Genomic DNA, 19,189 nt, shown 5'->3' with positions numbered 1-19,189 from the left:
GGCAACCGTGCCATCGAGTTGTCTGGATAGCAGGGGTGCTTGCGAAGACTTCGAAGCGAATTTTAGGGCTCATACCAAGGTTGGCCGCTCAGTCAAGGGGCGGTTTACCGTCAAGCTAGTGAAGACCCATCAAAGGCCCAACGATCGACATATCCCTGTTCCAGGCAATGGGTTAGGTGAGCCTTTGTTAAGCCTTTGTTGAGCCTTTGTTGAGCCTTGTAGGAGGCGTATAGAGATGAGGTGTGGAGAGATAAAGGTGGGGGGGACTGGTTGAGTTATCGCTGGGTTGTGACTCTGAGGGTGTAGGGCGCAGTTTGGTTCCGGCTGTGATTGCCGATCCAGACTTGATAATTGCCTGCTTTCCATTCTCCTTCGATCCCCGCATTGCGATCGTTGAAGTCGTCATTGCACCAAGTCCCGCCGGGGCCCCGCACGACCATGGTGGTATCGATATTACTGTTGACTTGGAGGCGGAGATAACCGAAGGCTGTATTTAATTTTAGGGTGTGATCGGGGTCAGCGTCGGCGTAGCCCAGGCAGCTGCCGGTGGCGGTTTCCGATCGGCCTGCGATGGATCTCAGGGAGTTGCTGCCACCGCTGAGTCCCCGCAGTTCAGTGGAGGTAAAGTCGGGGTTTAATGTGGCGTCTTCAAACATCGACTGGGCTTGGGCCGGGAAGCTGAGGGCAACCCAACTGCTGAGGCACAGTCCAAGGGGCAGTATGGCTGGGTGGATACGGGGAAAATTCTGGGAAACAATTTTGAAAATCATGACATTCCTCTATTCGCTGTTGTTCAACTGTTTCGAAGAATGATAGACCTTTTCTAAAGGGGGAAAGTTCCATAGAGCCCATCATTCTATGGGAGACGGCCAGGGGATGCACAATCCAGACTTCAAACGGGAAATCGATCGTTACGGTGCTAGAGATTTGGAACAGCGCAAAAATTGGTATTCTCTAGCTGCCGTAGCTTATGACCAAGTTAGACCGCGCTATCCCCAAGCCTTGCTTGGTCAGGTGGCGATGGCTGCTCAACTTTCTGCCCGATCGCGCATTTTGGAGGTAGGCTGTGGGCCAGCGACAGCGACGGTTGATTTCGCAAAACTCGGTTGCTGGATTTTAGGGCTGGAGCCAAATCCAGATTTCTTTGCCCTGGCGCAACGGAATTGCCAAGTTTTCTCCAATGTGACGTTGCAAAATTTGGCGTTTGAAGAATGGCTGCAAGAATTCCGTCGATCGGAGCAAGGATCGCAGATGCCTAATCAAGAAATAAGTCAGTTTGATGCGGTTTTGGCGGCCAGTTCGTTCCATTGGATTCCGGCGACCGTAGGGTATCCCCAGGCCGCAAGATTATTAAAGAAGAACGGTCGTTTGATTTTGTTGTGGAACAAAGAATTGCAACCTTCGGAGTCAGTCTATCGAGGGTTATCAGAGATCTATCAAGTCCATACGCCAGAACTCGATCGCTATGAAACGCGGGAACAACGGCAGCAGATTTTGCAAGAATTGGGGCAAATGGCGATCGACTCGGGGTACTTCCAGGATTTAGTGACAGGGCAGATAGATGTGGAGGTGACTTATACGGTAGATCAATATTTAACGTTGTTGAACACCTATTCGCCCTATCTAAAGCTTGATCCTGTGCGGAAGACTGCTTTATTTACAGCCTTAAGAGAACGAATCGAGGTAGACTGGGGGGGGAGTCTAGCGCTTTCTTATATCTCAGCGTTTCACATAACCCAGAAATGTTCAATCGTTACAGCTGATTAATCAGTCAAAGGTCAATCCTCTGAAGAGCTTAGGAATCACTGGAAATAATGATTGATTTTCTAAAGTTAAATACTTTTGTATACATAAACTAGTCTTTAATAAAGAATGAATGGTGATTTTGCAAATCAAAGTTAAACCGAAGGCTAAGCAGCAGAAGCTGGAACAGCAACCCGATGGTTGTTGGCTAGCCCATTTGAAAGCGCCTCCAGTCGATGGAAAGGCGAATGCGGAGTTGATCAAACTATTGTCACAACGGTTTTCTGTTCCCAAGTCGCAAATTACGATTAAATCTGGCGGTGCGGCGAAGTTGAAATTAGTTGAAATTTTAGAATAAGGCTCGATCGAAAATCTAAGCTCACAAACCTAAGCTCTCCAACCGATGAAACAACCCTTCCTCAGCGCGATCGTCTTAGCGGGTGGCCAAAGCCGCCGCATGGGCCAGGATAAGGCATTGTTGCAAATTGCTGGACAACCATTGCTGCAACAGATTTGCGATCGGGCTGCCCAATGTTGTTCGGTGATTTATGTGGTGACGGCTTGGCCCGATCGCTATCGATCGTTTTTGCCAGAAACTTGTCAATGTGTGGTTGATCGAACAATGCAAGGGCCGTTGGTGGGATTTGCCCAGGGGTTGGCCGGGGTTCAAACCAAGTGGGTTTTGTTGTTGGCCTGCGATATGCCAAGCTTGGATGGGGCATTGATGCGGCAGTGGGCACAGGAATTGCCAACGCTGCCCGAAACCTCGATCGCCTATCTAGCACGTCATACGAAAGGCTGGGAACCCTTTGGTGGATTTTATCGAGTCAATATTCAAGCTGATTTGAATCAGTTTATTCAACAGGGTGGGAAATCATTTCAACAATTCTTGCAGCAACGATCCATTACAGAAATCTCTAATGTGATGGAAAATCACTTTTTGAATTGTAATAGCCCGCAGGATTGGGCTTCGCTTCGATCGACGATGGAGTGAATATTTGAGGCATTACTTGAGTGATTGTCTATGAACTGAGCGTCTGTTCAATAACATCTGCCAAACGCCGTAAACTAACGGGTTTACTGAGATATTGACTTGCTCCCACTTGCAGACACCGTTCCTGATCTCCCGGCATTGCTAGAGCAGTGAGGGCGATAATCGGAATCTTATCCAATTGCCGATCGGCCCGAATGGCCTGAATCGCTTCTAATCCGTCCATAATCGGCATTTGGATATCCATGAGGATGATGTCTGGAGGATTCACCTTTGCCAGATGAACTGCGGCTTCACCATTTTTAGCAACGATGATCCGATAGTTGCGACTGGTGAGGTAATCGATAAAAGTTTCAATATTTTCCTCGTTATCTTCTGCGAGCAGGATTAAGGGAGGAGTGGATTGGGCTGGATGCGGTAGGAGGCAAGAGGCGGGGGATTCCAGCAAAGTGGACTGGGGGCTGACTGGGTAGATTGGTGAATGGTAGGGAAGGGCAACGGTAAAACAACTGCCCTGATTGGGTTGGCTGTCCACCTTGACCCAGCCACCGTGGAGTTCGGCAATTTGCTGTACCATCGCTAGCCCTAGCCCCGTCCCCATGTGTTTGCGGTTGAGGCTGCTGTCAACTTGTGTAAAGGGTTGAAACAGTTTTGCTAGATCGGCGGGAGAAATGCCAATACCGGTATCAATGACTTGTAGGAGAAGGATCGAACGATTGTACGATCCTTCCGGTTCAAGAGTGGCTTCAGAATCTGGTATTTGTTCGATCGCTGCTTTAAGGGTGACTTGGCCCCCTTCAGGGGTGAATTTGATGGCATTGGTTAACAGATTAATTAACACCTGTTTGATGCGAAGTTCATCGATCGTAATGGTTTTGATTGTGTCAGGAATGTTGCTAATGAGCTGAATTTGCTTCTTAAAGGCTTGCTGTTTGACAAAGACTAAGCTGGAGTCACATAAACTCTTAACGGGGACAGTAGCTAGCAAAAGTTCCATCTTGCCTGAAGAGATTTTGGCTAAATCCAAAATGTCATTAATTAGTGCCAGTAAATGCCGCCCACTTTTTTCGATCGTGCCCAGGGCCTTGAGTTGACGAGGCGTTAAATCACCCAAAATTTGGTCTTGCAATGCTTCCGTCAAGCCCAAAATGGCATTGAGTGGGGTACGGAGCTCGTGGCTCATATTCGCTAGAAACTCGTCCTTAAGCCGAGTGGCGCGGGCCAGTTCTTCATTAGTTTGTTGCAAGCGGGCTTCTGCGAGTTTGCGATCGGTGATTTCGTTGGCAACGCCATCCCAAACCACATCCCCATTTGCTTGACGGGTGGGTTGGGAGGTGAGTTGCATCCACTTTTCCTCACCCTGCGGGGTAATGAAGCGATGTTCTACATGGAAGGGCTGGAGCCTTTCAAGGGAAAGGACTCTTTCTGCTTGTAATAAAGGAATGTCGTCGGGATAAACCATGGCCCAAAAACGGCTTGAATCCTGGATGACGTCCTCTGGCTTGAGTCCATAAATGTCCCAAATATGGGGACTCATGTAGGTAAAGGCATCGGTGCCATCGGAATGCAAGACGTAGCGATAGATAATGCCGGGGACGTTTTCTGCCAGATGGCGAAATTGGGTTTCGCTGGCTTGCAGAGCCTTTTCCGCAGCTTTAAGATCACGGATATCCACCATCGTACTTCGGGTGCAGAGAAGGGTTCCATCCGGATCTTTAACGGCGGTGGCACTAAGCAGCACGGGCAGAATGGAGCCGTTTTTACAAAAGAGGTCAAATTCCAGATTTTTGACCCAACCCCTCGCCAGGAAAACCGGAAAGTTTTGGAAGAAGGCTTGGCGACTCTCGTCTGTGCAAAATTTAATGAAGGGTTGGCCAATCATTTCCTCACGGCTGTAGCCTAACCATTGCAATTCTGTTTCGTTCACTCGAATAAAGCGTCCCTGCGGATCGAGGGAATGGTAGCCGCAGGGGGCATTGTGATAGAGATCTTCAACTTCCTCGGTATAGCGGGCTAGGGCGGCTTCTGTGCGGCGACGATCGGTGATTTCGTTGGCAACGCCATCCCAGATCATATCCCCATTCTCTTGGCAGGTCGGTTGTGATACGACATGGATCCATTTCACCCCTCCTTTCGGGGTGATTAGACGGTGTTCCATCTGAAAAGGCTGTTGCGTTTCAACAGAAATGGCTACTTCTGCTTTAACGAGAGGAATGTCCTCGGGATGAATCCTAGCCCAAAAACAGCTTGTATCCTGCATAACGGCCTCCGGTTCCAGTTCATAAATGTCTCGCACATGAGGGCTGATGTAGGTAAAGGCATCGGTACCGTCGGGATGCAAGACGTAGCGATAGATCACGCCAGGGACATTGTCTGCTAGACGACGAAATTGGGTTTCACTGGCTTGCAGGGCTTTTTCTGCGGCTTTGAGATCACGGATATCCACCATTGTGGCCCGGTTGTAGAGTAAGGTGCCCTTGGCATCTTTGACGGCGGTGGCACTAATTAGCACAGGCAAAGTGGAGCCGTCCTTGCAGATGATTTCGTATTCCAGATTCTTGACCCAACCCCGTTCCAGGAAAACTGGAAAGTTCTTGAAGAAGTCTTGGCGACTCTCTTGGGTGAAAAAATTGATGAAGGGTTGGCCAATCATTTCCTCACGGCTGTAGCCTAACCATTGCAATTCCGTAGCGTTAACTCGGATTAAACGCCCTTGCGGATCGAGGGAATGGTAGCCGCAGGGAGCATTGTTATATAAATCCTCGACTTCCTCGGTATAGCGGGCTAAGGCCATTTCTGTGCGGCGGCGATCGGTGATATCCATGATGATGCCCACCCGCCGAACCACCTGTCCTTGACCGTCGTGGATCGGTTTGCCCCGCACAAAGATATGCCCTGAGGATCCATCGGCTCGGGTGAAGGAAAGATCTAACTCGTAGCAGCTCCCTCTTGCAGTAGCGTGTTGAAGGGGGCTGGTAATGCGATCGCGATCGGCAGGGGTAAATAACTGGAAGATTTCGGCCAGGGTTGGGGTTGGTTGGTTGCGATCGAAGCCAAAGATTGTAAAAATTTCCGGTGACCAGGTGATTTTGCCTGTGGGCAGATCAATTTCCCAGTGCCCAAGACGAGCAATTTGCTGGGCTTCCTGAAGACGGGATTCGCTCTGCTGAAGAGCGGTAGTACGCTGAATGACTCGATTTTCCAGTTCTTGATTGAGTTGTTGGAGTGCTGCCTCGGCCCGTTGACGTTCTTTGAGCTCGCTTTGCAATTGAGTATAGGCGGTGGCTTGCTGAAGGGCGATGCTGGCCTGGGTGGCAAGCTGCTGCACTAGGTCAATTTCGGCGTCAGTCCACACCCGAGTCCCATGGCACTGATGGGCAATGAGCAATCCCCATAGGCACTGGTTGTGGAACAACGGCTCAGCCTGCAAAATGGGGGTTACTAGACAGGCTCGTACCTGGATGCTAGCCAACAGGTCTGCATAGCAGGGGGTGAGTGATGGGTCATTACGATCGTGGACGCAACTAATTCTGCCCTGAAGATAGGGCTCATGCCATTTTGTTGAGAGACAAGGATCAAAAATTTCCTGCTGAAAAATTGAGAGTTTCGGTTGCGCTACTGATTCGACGGCAATGATTCCGCTCCAGTCTGTTTGGAATTGATAGATCACTGCTCGATCGCACCCTAGCAGTTGCCGTAAGCCATCTACAGTGGACTGGAGAATTTGGGACAGATCCAAAGATTGGCGAATTTGTAAGGAGATTTCTGTGAGCAGTTGCTGTTGCTGTTGCGATTTCAGAAATTGCTGGGCCAATTTTTGATATTCGATCGCGCTCAGAATACTTTTTTGAAATGAACTTTCTGTCAGTTCTTCCTTGATCAGATAGTCGATCGCGCCCAATTGCATTGCATTGGCAGCCTGCTGTTCATTGCCTTGCTCGATTAAGACAATTACAGGCACTTTGTAACCCAGGAAACCATTACTTTTATTCGATTGAAAAGATTGTAAAAAATCTAATGTAGCCCCACCTGGTAATTGTAGATTTAACAGAGCTAGATCAAAATGCTGCGATTTCCACAACTGAATTCCTTTATGTAACGTTGTGGCTTGAGTAATTTGATAGGTATGGGTAGATTCAGCTTTCAGGTATTGAATGTAAGCTGAGCTATCTGCTTCTGATTCATCAATGATAACGACTGAAATCTTGAGTGGATCCAGGTGGGTGCTACGATAATTCATTCTAGGTGGGTAAAGTTTGGATCAGGGGAAACTGAAAATGACATAAGGTAGCGATAGAACAAGGGGACAAAAGCGAGTTGCCATCCTAGACTTCCCTAATTCTGGATGTCCATTACCTAGTTCCATCAAGGTCTCACTCTAATGGCTAAGCCATTTTCTATAACAGAGGTCTTAACCTAGGTGGGAAAGATCAATAAAGATGAAAAACTAGCAATAGTAAAGGATACAGCTTGTAGAATCTAGCCTACCTTCATTTTGACTTAATACAAGTCTCATCTGTTCTCATTCTTTGGCTAAAACTAATCTCGTAGCAACTGTTATAAAAACAAAAATTAAATTGATGAAAATATAGAATCGTATACAGAAAAAAACTTAGAATAGATCACTTGAAGAATTCAAATTCTATAAATTCTTGAATATAAATAAAACCCCTTCGGTGTTGATTGTCCGAGAGGGGTAGAACGCAAGCTATGCTAACTGATGAAATCTAGCTGACGAAATCTATGTCAAACCTGGATGCTGTCGATTTGTGAATTATGCAGATTGACGACGACGTTGCAGAGCTACCCAGGTACCGATGCCAGCCAAGCTTAGGGCAAGACCCGGTTCGGGAACTTTGATGGGGGGTGGACCATCGATCGAAATCTCGTAATTGCCGCTGTGGGAAATGCCATCGCTCTTTTCCACTAAGCCAGATTGGGTCGCTTTGAAGCTAAAGCCGTAGTTCGTGACGCCGTTGTAGGTGTATTTGATAATTTCGCTGGCTTGAATGGGGTTGCTACTAGTGCTCAGTTGGTTTTTTAAGCCCAACAATGCAAGCTTTTGGCTACTTGGTAAAGCAGGGTTTTTGGCAAGGTATTGATCGATCGATTGAGTAAACAACGAACTGGCGTTGTAATGGCCTGCTAAACCGATGCTAATCGTGCCCGTTGCGTTTTGATTGACGTAGGAAATGTTGGGGTCACTAAAGCGCTGGAAGCCACCGTTGCTTGCGAAAATGTTGAAGAACGAATTCCCTGTCTGAGTTCCTACTAAGCTGCCGAAGCCGTTATTTGTCAGGGCTTGGTTGAACCAGTATTGGCCGAAGGTGGTGCCTTGGTAGGCGGCAGTCCAGTCGCTCTGCGTGAGACTACTGATGGAAATACTACGTCCGCCGATCGTACCGTTGAGGGTGGTAGTTTTACTGAAATCGAATCCAGCTTTTTCGCTGCTAGCCGCCAATTCGATATTTCCGGTGGGATTGGTTGTGTCGCCGCTGAGGATGCTGCTCAGGCTGGCGTTGAGATTGACGAAGGTATTAGTTCCGTTGGCGTCGTAGAGTAGGTAGTCGGTGGGAGCGGTGCCACCGATCGAGGTATTTTGGATGCTGTCGGCTTGGGCGGGGGCGAGGCCGATGGTGCTGTATCCGATCGCCAAGAGGCTCGTCAGCGTAATTGTACGAAGGCAATTGTTCATCTGGAAGAGAATCCTATGAATTAATCGGGTGAGTGTGATTTCTGCAATGGGAGTTAGGCTGAATCAAAGTCAGCTCCAATATTTCTATGGTTTCTAATTCCCGGTTGAATGTCCCCGTAAAATCTACGGCAATACCTATGAAGAGTTGGTTAGAGCCTGGGAGCGTTTGTGAAGTTTTGGCGGAAGGTGTTGGTTTGATTACTTGGGAAGATGGTTTTGATGGGTCAGGAAGAGAACCCAGCGGATCTGTCCCTTGGAGGGGTGGGAGTTGAACTCGCTGAGTGGGCAGCAAGGCGGCTGGATGATCATTTACGAAAGGTTCTAGCGATCGGGGCGATCGTTCGGCTCAACATGAGCGGCAACGCTTACAGATCCACTTAATCGGTCATCCAGAATTCATTCAAGACACGATTAATCAATTGCATGTCCATCGAATTGCCGATTCTGCTTTTCAGAGGCTACGCCATCGGATTCATTGGAGTCAACCGATGAAGATCGTGCATTCCGATGGGCAATACATCAGCATCCTCAGTCGCGAACGCCAACGTTAACGACTTTACAACTGAGGTGTTCTACAGGTTTGTTCATCTGGCAGACTGTAGACACCTCCGCTGGAAGCAGCGATCGTGGTTATTGAGAGCGATCGAGTAGTTTCTCCCTCATTTGTGTGATGCAACGTTCGATCGGCCTTTCAGATGGTTTCGTGGGCAGTCATTTTCTGGCAAAATTTAGAAAGACTTCATCATTGGCCTTGTCTAACCGATCGTCGCACCTGACCGGCAATGCTAAACTGTCTTTAGCGAAGTCAACTTACAGCAGGTGAATTTTGCGTTAGCCCTCAAGTTTTTAGCTTAAAGGCTCTTTTAGATAGGTGATCGATGTTGAATTGAGAAATGTGTTTTCTGTAATTGGTATAAACTCTGAACACTATTTTTAAGCTGCTTAGTTTAAGGGCTGAGATATGAAGCAATCGAGACAATGGATACGTTGGTCAGTAGTGAGTATCTGTTTCGCTTTGCTTATTATCAGACAAGTAAAGCCTGATTTCTTCAATGTGTTACAGACTATAAAACTTGATATTTTCTCTGTTTCTCTTCTTGTTATAGTAGGTTTTGCATTAATTCAGCCCTACCTTGGTTCTTGGCTAAGATACATTAGCCTAGCAAATAAACGATGGTTACTAGTTATAGCCTGCCTTGTTCTTATAGTATTAAGAGTAATATTTCCAAATGCTCAGGCTGACCCAAATTCAATATGGTTGATGGGGATTGCTGCATTAATTTTCATACTGCCAGATCTTAAGTCAGTAGCTCCCTATATCAAGAAGATAAAAGTTGGAGATACAGAGCTTGAGTTAAAGGAAAGTATCGGTAATCTTGGGAAAGAAGTTGAAAAAGCGCAAGATGCTGCTGCGCTAGAGCAGAAAGCTACCGTTTCAGAAAATGTTTCCTTTGAAATCGAGAAAGTTTTAGAAGAATCTGGCAAAGATCCAAAAGCTGCATTGTTACTACTCTCAGCAAAAATTGAACAACAATTGAGAAATCGTTTAGAGGAAGCAGGTATCTCTACTGAGAGAGTCTACTCAGCCTCGCGCTATGTTGAGATGGGAGTTAAAGCAGACATTTTTCCTCAAGATTTCTTTCCCGCTTTTCGCGATTTTTGGAGTGTTAGAAATCGTGTTGCACATGGAGCCGCTTTTGATGTTGACGATTCCTATATCCTTTCCCTCGTATCTCTCGGTACAGACCTTCTGAAGATCGCTTCAACTACGAGCAAGGGAGGTGATCAAGATGATGATAATCAAATCAAAAGTTCAATGTGAGTGCAATTGCGACGGGCTAATCGGGTCGAGGAGGGAATTTAACCCTCCCCTCCCACACCACCCATCGTGCGGGTTCGCAATGGGCGGTTCATGACGACGCGCAAACAACACTGATGACTTAAGCGTAACCTTGGGCTTTCATCCAAAGTTGCTTAATCGAGAGCAATCCCTTACGGAAGCCACCGATCGACCAAGCTAAAATAGAGGAGTACAGTTGAAACGAGGTCAAGCCAATGACAGTGCGACAACCCCGCTACAGCAAAGAAGAATTTGCCCGACGAGGTGATGAAATTTATGAGTCCCAAGTGCGATCGCAAGTTGAGGAAGGCAACCACGGCAGAATTGTAGCGATCGACATTGAAACCGGAGCCTTTGAGGTCGCAGATGAAATTTTGGAAGCAACTGATCGGTTATTTGAGCGCGTTCCAGATGCCCAACCTTGGATCGTCCGCATTGGACATCGGGCTGTTCATCGCTTTGGCGCACGGAGTTTGAGAAAATTTGTATGATGCATGGTGTCGTAAACCTAAGCCGTGAGGCAACAATTTCGCTGGTCGTTAGCAACACAAATCGTCAAACCCAACTGATTGATGCAGTCATTGATACAGGTTACACAGGCTTCCTGAGTTTGCCGCGTGAAATCATTGTGACGCTAAACTTGCCTTGGACAGGTATCGATCGCGGAACATTAGGCGATGGCAGTGAAGTGACTTTTGAAGTTTATGCCGCAACGATTATTTGGGATGGTCAATACCGCAACATTCCGGTGAACGGGGCGGAGACTGATCCTTTGGTCGGAATGAGTTTGTTGTATGGCTACGATTTGTATATTCGAGCAGTAGAAGGTGGTAACGTTACCATTAAGCCTGTCGAGTAATTGAAAGTCTTTACGTTGTGTCACGGTCTAACTAGTTGTTGGAACAGCAAACAGAGTCTTCTCACTGCGTTTATAATTTGCTCGTCGCCGTTCAACTTAGTCGTTGCACTGACTGTCCAGAGAGAAAAAAGCCCTTCCAGTCTCTGTCCTTCCAGCATTTCAGTTCACATTTCAGAATTGTGGTTATTACGATCGCTCCATCGATCGCATCATCAATGTTATTCGAGACTCGGCGCGGACTCATCGATCGAGGCTTTCGCAACATTGATCCATTCGTTTTCCCAGCATTTAGTCGATCGAGGTTCTAGCAAAACTAACTGGCTCATTTGCCCAGGAACTCTCCACGGAAGCATAGATAGTGGTCATTGAGAGCGATCGTGTAGTTTCTCCCTCATTTGTGTGATGCAAAATTCGATCGGTCTTTCAGATTATTTTGTGGGCAGTCGTTTTCAGGCACAAATCTGATAAAAAAAGGTACAGCGATCGCCGTACCTTGATCCATGATTTAGTTCATTCATCAAACCAATGCCCTAACGCCATCGATCGACCTTAGAGCAAACCCCTAACACCCTTAGAAAAAGGCTGGCTGATGGCGAATCAAATTCAAGAACTCTTCCCGCGTCTTCTGATCTTCCTGGAAGCAACCCACCATCGCACTCGTCACTGTCCAAGAACCGGGCTTCTGCACCCCACGCATCACCATGCACATGTGAGTTGCCTCCATCACCACCGCCACACCACGGGGTTGCAACACATCCTGCAACGCCTCCGCAATTTGGCGAGTCAGACGTTCCTGCACCTGCAAACGGCGGGCATACATCTCCACAATCCGAGCTAGCTTACTTAAACCCACCACCTTTTGGTTAGGAATATAAGCAACGTGCGCACGACCCATAAACGGCAACATATGGTGTTCACACAGACTGAAGAAATTGATGTCACGCACGAGCACCATTTCATTATGTCCTTCGTCGAAAATTGCCCCATTGAGCAACTCTTCCAAGGATTGGCTATAGCCACTCGTTAGGAATTGCATCGCCTTAGCCACCCGCTTCGGTGTCTTCAGCAGTCCTTCACGATCGGGATCTTCCCCCACCCCAATCAGCATTTCTCGAACAGCAGATTCCATCGAAGCAAAATAATCCGCATCACCCTCTTCACGGAGCGCATTACGGGCCAATTCTGTTTCAAGACTGGAGGTTAGGGGAGACATATCCTTTGCAAGCGTCATAATGAGTTGAAGGTAGAGTGTGTAATCTAAAAACTGATCAAAGCCCTTGCAAAACCACATTGACTTAAGCGTTGGCCCAAGCATTTGATCGGGCAAGAGCTATCCTGCGCAACTTGATCCTAAAAGGTGCCTGCATTCGGCATCAGGACAAGTTCTTCGACGACTGCCGTGGGCGGCATTTGCGCCGTGTGCAGAATCGATTGCGCCACCACTTCAGGTGTAAGCATGGCGCTACGATCGAAATCGGCCTGCACCGTTTTCGTATCCCACAGTTCCGTATTTACGGAGCCAGGGGAAATGGTGATCACCCGAATTCCATGGGCGCGCTCTTCAGCCGCTAGGGTTTTAGAAAGCGCCAGCAATCCAAATTTACTGACACAGTAAGCGCCCCAACTGGGGAACGTTTGGTACGCTGCAACGGAAGCAACGTTAATGATGGTGCCGCTCCGTTGCGATCGCAAGACCGGTAGAACACCTTGGATACATTGGAATACGCTCGTGAGGTTTAAATCGATCACTTGCTGCCAGTCCTCCAAAGAAGTTTCTGACAGTAAACCGGTGTATCCCATGCCAGCGCTGTTAACCACGATGTCGAGGTGGGGCACTGAAGTGGCAATGGCTTTGACTCGATCTTGGATATCCGTTAGGACAGAAAAATCCACCGCATGAACTTGGACGTCCACACCGGAAGGCTCCACGATCGCCGCGATCGCCTCAAGCTTGGCTAAATTACGACCCATCAATATCAGGTGGATCCCTGCATCAGCAAATGCAAGTGCTGTAGCCTTGCCAATTCCACTACTGGCTCCCGTAATCAGAGCGTATCGTTTTTGAGTCAACGTACTGTTCTCGCAATGAGTTGGAAAAGTTGCCTAAAAACCACGATCGCTGCGTCACTTTTGCCTTTCATAAGCATCTGTTCATGGCAAACAAAAGCAGAGTGCGATCCTAAAAAAAGATGTAAACAATTGTTACGATTTCAAATTATAGCATCTGTTGCAAAGGGGTTGGGGAATCGGCATTATCGGAATGAAGGCAATAGATTGATTTTTCTCTATCTATGATCGAATTTATGGCCGATGGGATAATGCCGTTAGGTGTATTGTGGCAATGAATTTTTAAAGCTTAATCAATGGCAGATTAGAGAAATCTGAGTTGAATTTCTTGAAACATCAGATTTACACCTCAACTTCAAGTGCGCATGCAAGCTCACTCCCATGCAAACTCACATTAAAAGTTTGCATAGCAACTACAACACCGATTGTTCAACACCGATCGCGCCAGGAAATCTACCCTTACTTATTTTAAGTGGGTGAACCTAGGCCAGTGCTCAGGCCCCCTTTCATCCTACACAATTCCCCCTACCGGTCTGTCAAGAATTTTCTGTAGCATGGAATCCTTTCAAAAAATAACTTGCCCCAGGCTCTATCCATTGACGATCGATTTACCAGGCGATTTACCAGGCTCAGAGCCGCTCCTGGCCCATCCTGCATACGGAATTACCCAAAAATGTAATTACCCAAAAACAGTAATTGCAAAAAATAGTGATTGCAAAAAATGATTGCCCAAGTTGCTGCTATTTCATAGTTTTGCCACTGCTAAACCCAGATTACTGCTTAATCTAAAAAAGACATGAGGATGCCCCCATGCCTGATGTTTGCGCAATTTTTTACTCTAAGACTATTACCCCGAAGCCTTCTACGATCGCGGGTTACTGGTCTTAACAGGTTGTTTCATCTCGGATCCTTGCCTTACGTTAGACCGTTGCTTCAGCAAACTTACCCATATTGCGGAACTTGTGATAGCGCAGTTCTCGGCGCTGCTGACTGGTTAACTGATCTAAATCAGCAAGGTTTCTCAGTAATGCGGCCTTCAGCAATTCAGTTGCTTGCACTGGATCGGAATGGGCTGCTCCGGTGGGTTCCTTCACAACTTCATCAATCAAACCCAGATTCACCAAATCTTCTGAGGTGATTTTTAACGCTGCTGCGGCTTGGGGGCCTTTGGCAGCATCCCGCCAAAGAATGGCAGCACAGGCTTCGGGGGGAGCCACACTGTAAACCGCATGTTCCAGCATCAGCAGACGATCGCCCACTCCAATTCCCAACGCGCCACCGGATCCCCCTTCGCCGATGACAGTGCAGATAATGGGCACCTCAAAGCGAAACATTTCCCGCAAATTAAACGCGATCGCTTCCCCTTGGCCAAATTCCTCCGCCTCCAATCCAGCCCAAGCAGCGGGAGTATCGATAAAACTCAGAATCGGCATGCCAAAGCGATCGGCATGTTCCATCAAACGAATCGCCTTGCGATAGCCACCAGGGGAAGCCATCCCAAAGTTGCGGGCAATGTTGTCCTTTGTATCCCGCCCCTTTTGCTGCCCTAGCATCATGACAGGCCGCCCATCAAGACGCGCCACTCCACCCACCACCGCCGGATCGTCAAAGCCACCCCGATCGCCATGGAGTTCGATCCATTCATCACTAATGGCTTGGATGTAGTCCAGCGTGCTGGGGCGACGGGGATGGCGTGCCACTTGCAGCCGTTGGGTCGGCGTCAGGTTGCCAAAGATTTCCTGCCGCAGTTGTTGTGCCCTAGCTTCCAACTGCCGAATTTGTTCGCCGACATCGACTTCGTTTTCGTCGGCTAGGTCACGAATTTGTTGAATGCGGCCCTCCAGTTCGGCGAGGGGCTTCTCGAAGTCGAGCAAAACGGGTTTGCGATCGGGCGTTGCCATAGGGATTCAGAATGAAACGGACGGGAGGAGCGATCAAACTCCTTCAATAAGCATAAAGCTAAGGGGGAATCTCCTCAGACCCGAGCACATCGTGAAAACCGAACCGGAGCGATCGCTCGGGAGTTCCACGGGACCGCAACTTATAAATCCCCGGCCTCAAGCTGCTCTAAATAGATAAACTCAGGTGCTTTTACCCCAGCTTCTTTGCGAATTTGAACTAGCTCAGGGGACTCAAAGAACCGCCGAGCATGGTCGATCGAAGTCCAAGCCGAGAAATGAACAATGCGATTGGGCTCATTCTGATATTTGAGTACCTGGTACGATCGTTCACCCGCCGCTTTGCGAATGGATGCTGCGGAGTCGAAAACCTGCTTCCATGCCGGATAGTCTTCAACTTCGTGAATGATCAGAACGTATTGCATTAAGGGTTTGGGGATAGGTGGAGGGAGAATAGCCGTAAAGACGAGTCACTAAAGACGAGTCACTTAAAGACCACTAACTAATTCCCGACAACAGCAAAGGCCGGAAGCCATGCTTGACGGATGCTGCGCCAATTTGCTCCATTTTTTCGGTGGAAATCAAATTCCGTCCCCAGGAGAAATTGGTATACCATTTCTCAAACTCCAGCAGCATGGATTCCGCAAAGCAAGCAAACAACTGCCGCTGGGGCACATCCATGTTGACGATGTTCATAATTTTCCAGTCGATGTCGAGGGAATGCTCAACAATGCCGCCATTGAGCACATGGACACCGGGATGCTGAATTTTGCTACCTAGGTTTTTGGGATAGCCGCCATCAATCAAGAGACAGGGTTGCTTTAACTGGGTTGGGTCGATCTCCACCCCCTTGGGCATACTGGCCACCCAAACAATAATGTCGGCTTCGGGTAAAGCAGCTTCCAGGGGCATGATTTTCCCCCGGCCCAAATCGGCTTGTAGCGTCTCCAAACGCTCTTGGTTGCGGGCAATCAGTAGGAGTTCCTTCACATCCGTCCGTTGGTTCAGCCACCGACAGACCGCGCTGCCGATGTCCCCCGTTGCCCCACAAACCGCGATCGTGCAGTCTGACAGTTTCATGCCCAATTGCTGCGAAGCCTGTTCCACCTGACGGGCGATAATATAGGCCGTGTGGGTATTGCCCGTGGTGAACTTATCGAATTCCAGCGTAATGTTGCGAATTTGCCGAAACTGCGACAGATCAAAGTTCTCAAAAATTATCGAGGAAAATCCCCCCAGTGCTGTGATATTCAACCCATTTTTTTGGGCATGGGCCATGGCGTTGATAATTTTGCGGGTTGCTGCCTTGAACCGACGAGTGGCCAGCATTTCCGGCAGAAAGCAGGACTCCACATAGCGCCCTTCAATGACCTGTCCCGTTGCGCTGGTTACCTTAATCTCATCGACAATCTGCGGCGGCGCACTGCACCAGAAATCGAGATCTTGGTCGGCGTACTCCGGATAGCCCAAGTCGCGAGCAACGGACTGAGCATGTTGAAGGCTTGTGAGATGACCAATGAGACCAAACATGGGCGTGATGGGAAAGGGTTAGATAAAGGGATCCCAGACAGGTGGAATGGGAGCGCGATCGATCGCGCTCCCAACCACGCAAACTATAGGCAGCCTATGCAGCGGAAAGCCCGTAGGCTGACATGCGCATAATATCGCGGGTTGTGAAGCCAATATTGGCAAGGGCTTCACCGTAGGAAATCATAAAGTCCTCAACGAGGGCTTCCCGTTCCATCCCCAGTTCCTTGGCGTCCTGTTCCACTTGGTTCAGCATTTTCCAAACCAGGGGCAGATTTTGCTTGTTGGCTTCCTCCAGTTCAGCGCGGGAGGCTTCAAAGTTCGCCTTCAGCCATTCTTCACCGTAGTTGAGGTGGAGATATTCATCCTTAACGACGCCTTCGGTGATCTTACGTGCAAAGTCATCAGCCACGGGAATGTAGATGTTGTAGGCCGAAATAGCGAAGCACTCAATGATCAATGACTGGATCAGTAAGCAAGTCACAATTTTGCCAGCGGCTGCGGCTGCTTGAAAGTTACCGTGCAGCTCTGCAAAGAATTCCTTAGCAAATGGCAGATCGGGGTTAACCTCTAGGTTTTTGCCACAGGCTTCAAACCCTTTTTTGTGTCTGAACTCCATTTTTGCCAGCTTTTGTAGTTCAGTGGCATCATCGGGCATGAGTTCTGCCAGTTGGTTGTAGTTGCTATACGCCTCTTCTTCGCCTTCGATCACGATCGCGTTGATGCGGCTATAGGCATCTTTGTAAACTGGACTCTGATAGTCGAGTTCTGGCATCACCTCAAGTTGCGGCATAGACTCGTCATCTCCTCATCATGAACATGCTGGGAGCTACCAGCTTCAGATTATCCCTTCTATGTAAAGAAAAAGAATCAAGAAGTTTTGTGAATTCCCACTCTACACTTTAACCTGTATGGTTAAGCATCGTGTCATCTGATGAGCAAATTCCCTGATTTGCCTCTGCTCATATAGTGTTCTGCTATAGCAGACTGCATTATGTATGGCTATCTATAGAGTCTGAAAACTTGCCCTAATTGACTAGAAGTGATGCTGGGACAGAAATTGCAGAGCGTAAAGCAGGTGGTGAAACCGATCGGGCTGGCAGTGGGAGCCGTGATCATGCTGTTGCCGTTGGGCTTGGTGCTGCTGAAGTCCTTTGAGGTTCCTGGGGTGGGCTGGTCAGGGGCGAATTATCGATCGGCCTGGGGCCAGGGATCCTTTCTGCTAGCCTTTGCCAACTCGACGATCGTAGCCTTGGGCGTCACAGTGTTGCAACTCATTACGTCTGCCCTAGCAGGCTATGCCTTGGCTCGACTCCGTTTCTGGGGCCAGTCGCTCCTGTTGTTGATCATCCTGGCAACGCTGGTGATCCCTTTACAATTATTAGTGATCCCCATCTTTTTACTGCTGAAGGGGGGGCATCTGATCAATACCTACGGCGCATTGATTTTGCCAACGGCGGTGAATGGGTTTGGAATTTTTCTGCTGCGGCAGTACTTTCTTGCGATCCCGATCGAATTAGAGGAAGCGGCGGCTTTGGATGGGGCCAATCGCTGGCAAATTCTCTGGCAGATTTTATTGCCTTTAGCGCGACCGGCCTTGGTGACGCTGTTTTTGTTTGCCTTTATTGGCGAGTGGAATGATTTGTTTAAGCCTTTAGTGTTCACCACTCGACCGGAACTACGAACCGTACAGCTAGCGTTAGCCAGTTTTCAGGAGCAATTTACGAATAATTGGGGACTGATGATGGCGGCAGTGACGATCGCCACAGTCCCGATCGTAGCTCTGTTTATCATTACTCAAAAGCAATTCATTCGCGGGGTGGCTGCCACTGGCCTCAAGAACTAAATTTAACGGCGATCGCGAGCTGCCCGATCCAGGACTGTTTCGGCAATTTGGCACCACTCCTGTCGCAGTTTGGCATCACTGGCGTCACTGGTTAGGGGGCTTCCCACCCGATCCGGATGGCGATCGTAGAATTCTTGATTCACCTGTCGGTAGAAGTCCTGTTTGGTCAGACCGACCTGTTCATAGCGGGTAAATACGCTATCGGAGCAGGTTTTAGGCTTTGAGGCTGCGGGATTCGGCAATTGGATATCAGGAAACTTGACATCGGGAAGCTTAACATCGGGAAACTTGACTTCCGGTAACTTCAGTTCCGGTAGCTTCACTTCAGGAAGTTGCCAATTCGGTGTTAAATCCAACTTCCATAGAAAAGACGCGATCGCGCCCCCGGCGAGCAAAACCACAATCAAAAGGGCTCGCCACATCCAAGTCATGACCCAATCAACGGTTTTAAAGCCAAAGCCGAGGATTTGGAAACACCCTTTGAGTAGGCGGAACGGCAGGGCCAGGAGTGACCACAGCCAAGTGTTATCTGACGGCGAGTACTGAGTTCGCGCTGGATGGCCTGCACCGGGAGCTGCCACGATCGTGCCTGAAGCGGTTTCCGGCGATCGGGCTGGCAGGGCATTGGGTTGCGGTGGGGGAGTGGCGGCGTAGGGCGTGGCTGGGGAAATGGCCACCGTGTTCATACGGGAGAGCGGGTGGGAGGCCGGGGTTGGGGAGTAG

General features: G+C 48.6%; 19 protein-coding genes. 8 read left to right on the top strand and 11 right to left on the bottom strand.

The features are described from left to right. Window positions 1-275: 275 nt before the first annotated feature. Window positions 276-770 carry a hypothetical protein gene (locus ACN4EG_RS20390; protein ID WP_431632028.1) on the bottom strand — a complete coding sequence of 165 codons (495 nt, stop codon included), beginning with the start codon at window positions 768-770 and terminating at the stop codon, window positions 276-278. Between the two features lie 88 nt (window positions 771-858). On the opposite strand from ACN4EG_RS20390, the gene ACN4EG_RS20385 reads away from it, so the two are divergent. The 3 genes from ACN4EG_RS20385 to ACN4EG_RS20375 all read left to right on the top strand — a co-directional run bounded on the left by ACN4EG_RS20385 (window position 859) and on the right by ACN4EG_RS20375 (window position 2,737). Then, window positions 859-1,767, top strand: coding sequence for a class I SAM-dependent methyltransferase (locus ACN4EG_RS20385; RefSeq protein ID WP_431632027.1), 909 nt, complete (start codon window positions 859-861; stop codon window positions 1,765-1,767). A gap of 109 nt (window positions 1,768-1,876) precedes the next feature. Then, entirely contained in the window at window positions 1,877-2,101 is a 225-nt protein-coding gene (locus ACN4EG_RS20380; RefSeq protein ID WP_431632026.1) for a DUF167 domain-containing protein, read from the top strand. A 45-nt stretch (window positions 2,102-2,146) separates the two neighbouring features. Next, a complete protein-coding gene (locus ACN4EG_RS20375; protein WP_431632025.1) occupies window positions 2,147-2,737 on the top strand; it encodes a molybdenum cofactor guanylyltransferase in 591 nt (196 codons plus the stop codon). 28 nt (window positions 2,738-2,765) lie between these two features. Here ACN4EG_RS20375 and ACN4EG_RS20370 read toward each other — a convergent pair whose 3' ends face one another. Both ACN4EG_RS20370 and ACN4EG_RS20365 read right to left on the bottom strand, forming a co-directional pair. Then, window positions 2,766-6,974 carry a PAS domain-containing protein gene (locus tag ACN4EG_RS20370; protein ID WP_431632024.1) on the bottom strand — a complete coding sequence of 1,403 codons (4,209 nt, stop codon included), beginning with the start codon at window positions 6,972-6,974 and terminating at the stop codon, window positions 2,766-2,768. 534 nt (window positions 6,975-7,508) lie between these two features. Further along, window positions 7,509-8,429, bottom strand: a complete 921-nt coding sequence (locus tag ACN4EG_RS20365) for an NF038130 family PEP-CTERM protein (protein ID WP_431632023.1) — start codon at window positions 8,427-8,429, stop codon at window positions 7,509-7,511. A 219-nt stretch (window positions 8,430-8,648) separates the two neighbouring features. Here ACN4EG_RS20365 and ACN4EG_RS20360 point away from each other — a divergent pair, with 219 nt between their 5' ends. The 4 genes from ACN4EG_RS20360 to ACN4EG_RS20345 all read left to right on the top strand — a co-directional run bounded on the left by ACN4EG_RS20360 (window position 8,649) and on the right by ACN4EG_RS20345 (window position 11,128). Beyond that, window positions 8,649-8,810, top strand: a complete 162-nt coding sequence (locus tag ACN4EG_RS20360) for a hypothetical protein (RefSeq protein ID WP_431632022.1) — start codon at window positions 8,649-8,651, stop codon at window positions 8,808-8,810. A 580-nt stretch (window positions 8,811-9,390) separates the two neighbouring features. Further along, a complete protein-coding gene (locus ACN4EG_RS20355) occupies window positions 9,391-10,251 on the top strand; it encodes a hypothetical protein (protein WP_431632021.1) in 861 nt (286 codons plus the stop codon). Between the two features lie 233 nt (window positions 10,252-10,484). Continuing rightward, on the top strand, window positions 10,485-10,760 hold the full coding sequence (locus ACN4EG_RS20350; protein WP_431632020.1) for a hypothetical protein: 276 nt from the start codon (window positions 10,485-10,487) through the stop codon (window positions 10,758-10,760). After that, window positions 10,757-11,128, top strand: coding sequence for a clan AA aspartic protease (locus ACN4EG_RS20345; protein WP_431632019.1), 372 nt, complete (start codon window positions 10,757-10,759; stop codon window positions 11,126-11,128). Before ACN4EG_RS20350 ends, ACN4EG_RS20345 begins: the two co-directional genes overlap by 4 nt. A 91-nt stretch (window positions 11,129-11,219) precedes the next feature. Here ACN4EG_RS20345 and ACN4EG_RS20340 read toward each other — a convergent pair whose 3' ends face one another. The 7 genes from ACN4EG_RS20340 to ACN4EG_RS20310 form a co-directional block, all read right to left on the bottom strand. Continuing rightward, window positions 11,220-11,393 (bottom strand): hypothetical protein, encoded by a 174-nt coding sequence (locus ACN4EG_RS20340; RefSeq protein WP_431632018.1) that lies wholly within the window; start codon window positions 11,391-11,393, stop codon window positions 11,220-11,222. A 306-nt stretch (window positions 11,394-11,699) separates the two neighbouring features. After that, window positions 11,700-12,359, bottom strand: a complete 660-nt coding sequence (gene folE / locus ACN4EG_RS20335) for a GTP cyclohydrolase I FolE (RefSeq protein WP_431632017.1) — start codon at window positions 12,357-12,359, stop codon at window positions 11,700-11,702. 119 nt (window positions 12,360-12,478) lie between these two features. Then, window positions 12,479-13,198, bottom strand: coding sequence for an SDR family oxidoreductase (locus ACN4EG_RS20330; protein WP_431632016.1), 720 nt, complete (start codon window positions 13,196-13,198; stop codon window positions 12,479-12,481). Between the two features lie 917 nt (window positions 13,199-14,115). Continuing rightward, window positions 14,116-15,096: an acetyl-CoA carboxylase carboxyltransferase subunit alpha gene (locus ACN4EG_RS20325; protein ID WP_431632015.1), complete on the bottom strand. Its 981-nt coding sequence runs from the start codon at window positions 15,094-15,096 to the stop codon at window positions 14,116-14,118. Window positions 15,097-15,236: 140 nt separating this feature from the next. Then, entirely contained in the window at window positions 15,237-15,518 is a 282-nt protein-coding gene (locus tag ACN4EG_RS20320) for an antibiotic biosynthesis monooxygenase (protein WP_431632014.1), read from the bottom strand. A gap of 73 nt (window positions 15,519-15,591) precedes the next feature. Then, the gene (locus ACN4EG_RS20315; RefSeq protein ID WP_431632013.1) at window positions 15,592-16,623 is read right to left on the bottom strand and encodes a long-chain acyl-[acyl-carrier-protein] reductase; all 1,032 of its coding nucleotides are present in this window, start codon (window positions 16,621-16,623) and stop codon (window positions 15,592-15,594) included. A gap of 94 nt (window positions 16,624-16,717) precedes the next feature. After that, entirely contained in the window at window positions 16,718-17,413 is a 696-nt protein-coding gene (locus ACN4EG_RS20310; protein WP_431632012.1) for an aldehyde oxygenase (deformylating), read from the bottom strand. A 252-nt stretch (window positions 17,414-17,665) separates the two neighbouring features. Between ACN4EG_RS20310 and ACN4EG_RS20305 the strand changes: the two genes are divergently transcribed. Further along, window positions 17,666-18,466, top strand: coding sequence for a carbohydrate ABC transporter permease (locus tag ACN4EG_RS20305; RefSeq protein ID WP_431632011.1), 801 nt, complete (start codon window positions 17,666-17,668; stop codon window positions 18,464-18,466). 2 nt (window positions 18,467-18,468) lie between these two features. On the opposite strand, the gene ACN4EG_RS20300 is transcribed toward ACN4EG_RS20305, so the two are convergent. Next, on the bottom strand, window positions 18,469-19,189 hold a 721-nt coding region (locus ACN4EG_RS20300), incomplete at its 5' end, for a hypothetical protein (protein WP_431632010.1).

Source organism: Alkalinema pantanalense CENA528, from assembly GCF_050753345.1.
Classification (GTDB): domain Bacteria; phylum Cyanobacteriota; class Cyanobacteriia; order Leptolyngbyales; family Leptolyngbyaceae; genus Alkalinema; species Alkalinema pantanalense.
Note: the sequence above shows the minus strand (reverse complement) of the source record. Positions and strands in the feature narration are given on the sequence as shown.

Coding starts and splice junctions, on each gene's coding strand:
- ACN4EG_RS20320 (WP_431632014.1), bottom strand. CDS start 15,518: ATGCAATACGTTCTGATCATTCACGAAGTTGAAGACTATCCGGCATGG.
- ACN4EG_RS20380 (WP_431632026.1), top strand. CDS start 1,877: ATGGTGATTTTGCAAATCAAAGTTAAACCGAAGGCTAAGCAGCAGAAG.
- ACN4EG_RS20325 (WP_431632015.1), bottom strand. CDS start 15,096: ATGGCAACGCCCGATCGCAAACCCGTTTTGCTCGACTTCGAGAAGCCC.
- ACN4EG_RS20370 (WP_431632024.1), bottom strand. CDS start 6,974: ATGAATTATCGTAGCACCCACCTGGATCCACTCAAGATTTCAGTCGTT.
- ACN4EG_RS20315 (WP_431632013.1), bottom strand. CDS start 16,623: ATGTTTGGTCTCATTGGTCATCTCACAAGCCTTCAACATGCTCAGTCC.
- ACN4EG_RS20365 (WP_431632023.1), bottom strand. CDS start 8,429: ATGAACAATTGCCTTCGTACAATTACGCTGACGAGCCTCTTGGCGATC.
- ACN4EG_RS20390 (WP_431632028.1), bottom strand. CDS start 770: ATGATTTTCAAAATTGTTTCCCAGAATTTTCCCCGTATCCACCCAGCC.
- ACN4EG_RS20360 (WP_431632022.1), top strand. CDS start 8,649: ATGGGTCAGGAAGAGAACCCAGCGGATCTGTCCCTTGGAGGGGTGGGA.
- ACN4EG_RS20350 (WP_431632020.1), top strand. CDS start 10,485: ATGACAGTGCGACAACCCCGCTACAGCAAAGAAGAATTTGCCCGACGA.
- folE (WP_431632017.1), bottom strand. CDS start 12,359: ATGACGCTTGCAAAGGATATGTCTCCCCTAACCTCCAGTCTTGAAACA.
- ACN4EG_RS20375 (WP_431632025.1), top strand. CDS start 2,147: ATGAAACAACCCTTCCTCAGCGCGATCGTCTTAGCGGGTGGCCAAAGC.
- ACN4EG_RS20345 (WP_431632019.1), top strand. CDS start 10,757: ATGATGCATGGTGTCGTAAACCTAAGCCGTGAGGCAACAATTTCGCTG.
- ACN4EG_RS20305 (WP_431632011.1), top strand. CDS start 17,666: ATGCTGGGACAGAAATTGCAGAGCGTAAAGCAGGTGGTGAAACCGATC.
- ACN4EG_RS20355 (WP_431632021.1), top strand. CDS start 9,391: ATGAAGCAATCGAGACAATGGATACGTTGGTCAGTAGTGAGTATCTGT.
- ACN4EG_RS20340 (WP_431632018.1), bottom strand. CDS start 11,393: ATGTTGCGAAAGCCTCGATCGATGAGTCCGCGCCGAGTCTCGAATAAC.
- ACN4EG_RS20310 (WP_431632012.1), bottom strand. CDS start 17,413: ATGCCGCAACTTGAGGTGATGCCAGAACTCGACTATCAGAGTCCAGTT.
- ACN4EG_RS20385 (WP_431632027.1), top strand. CDS start 859: ATGGGAGACGGCCAGGGGATGCACAATCCAGACTTCAAACGGGAAATC.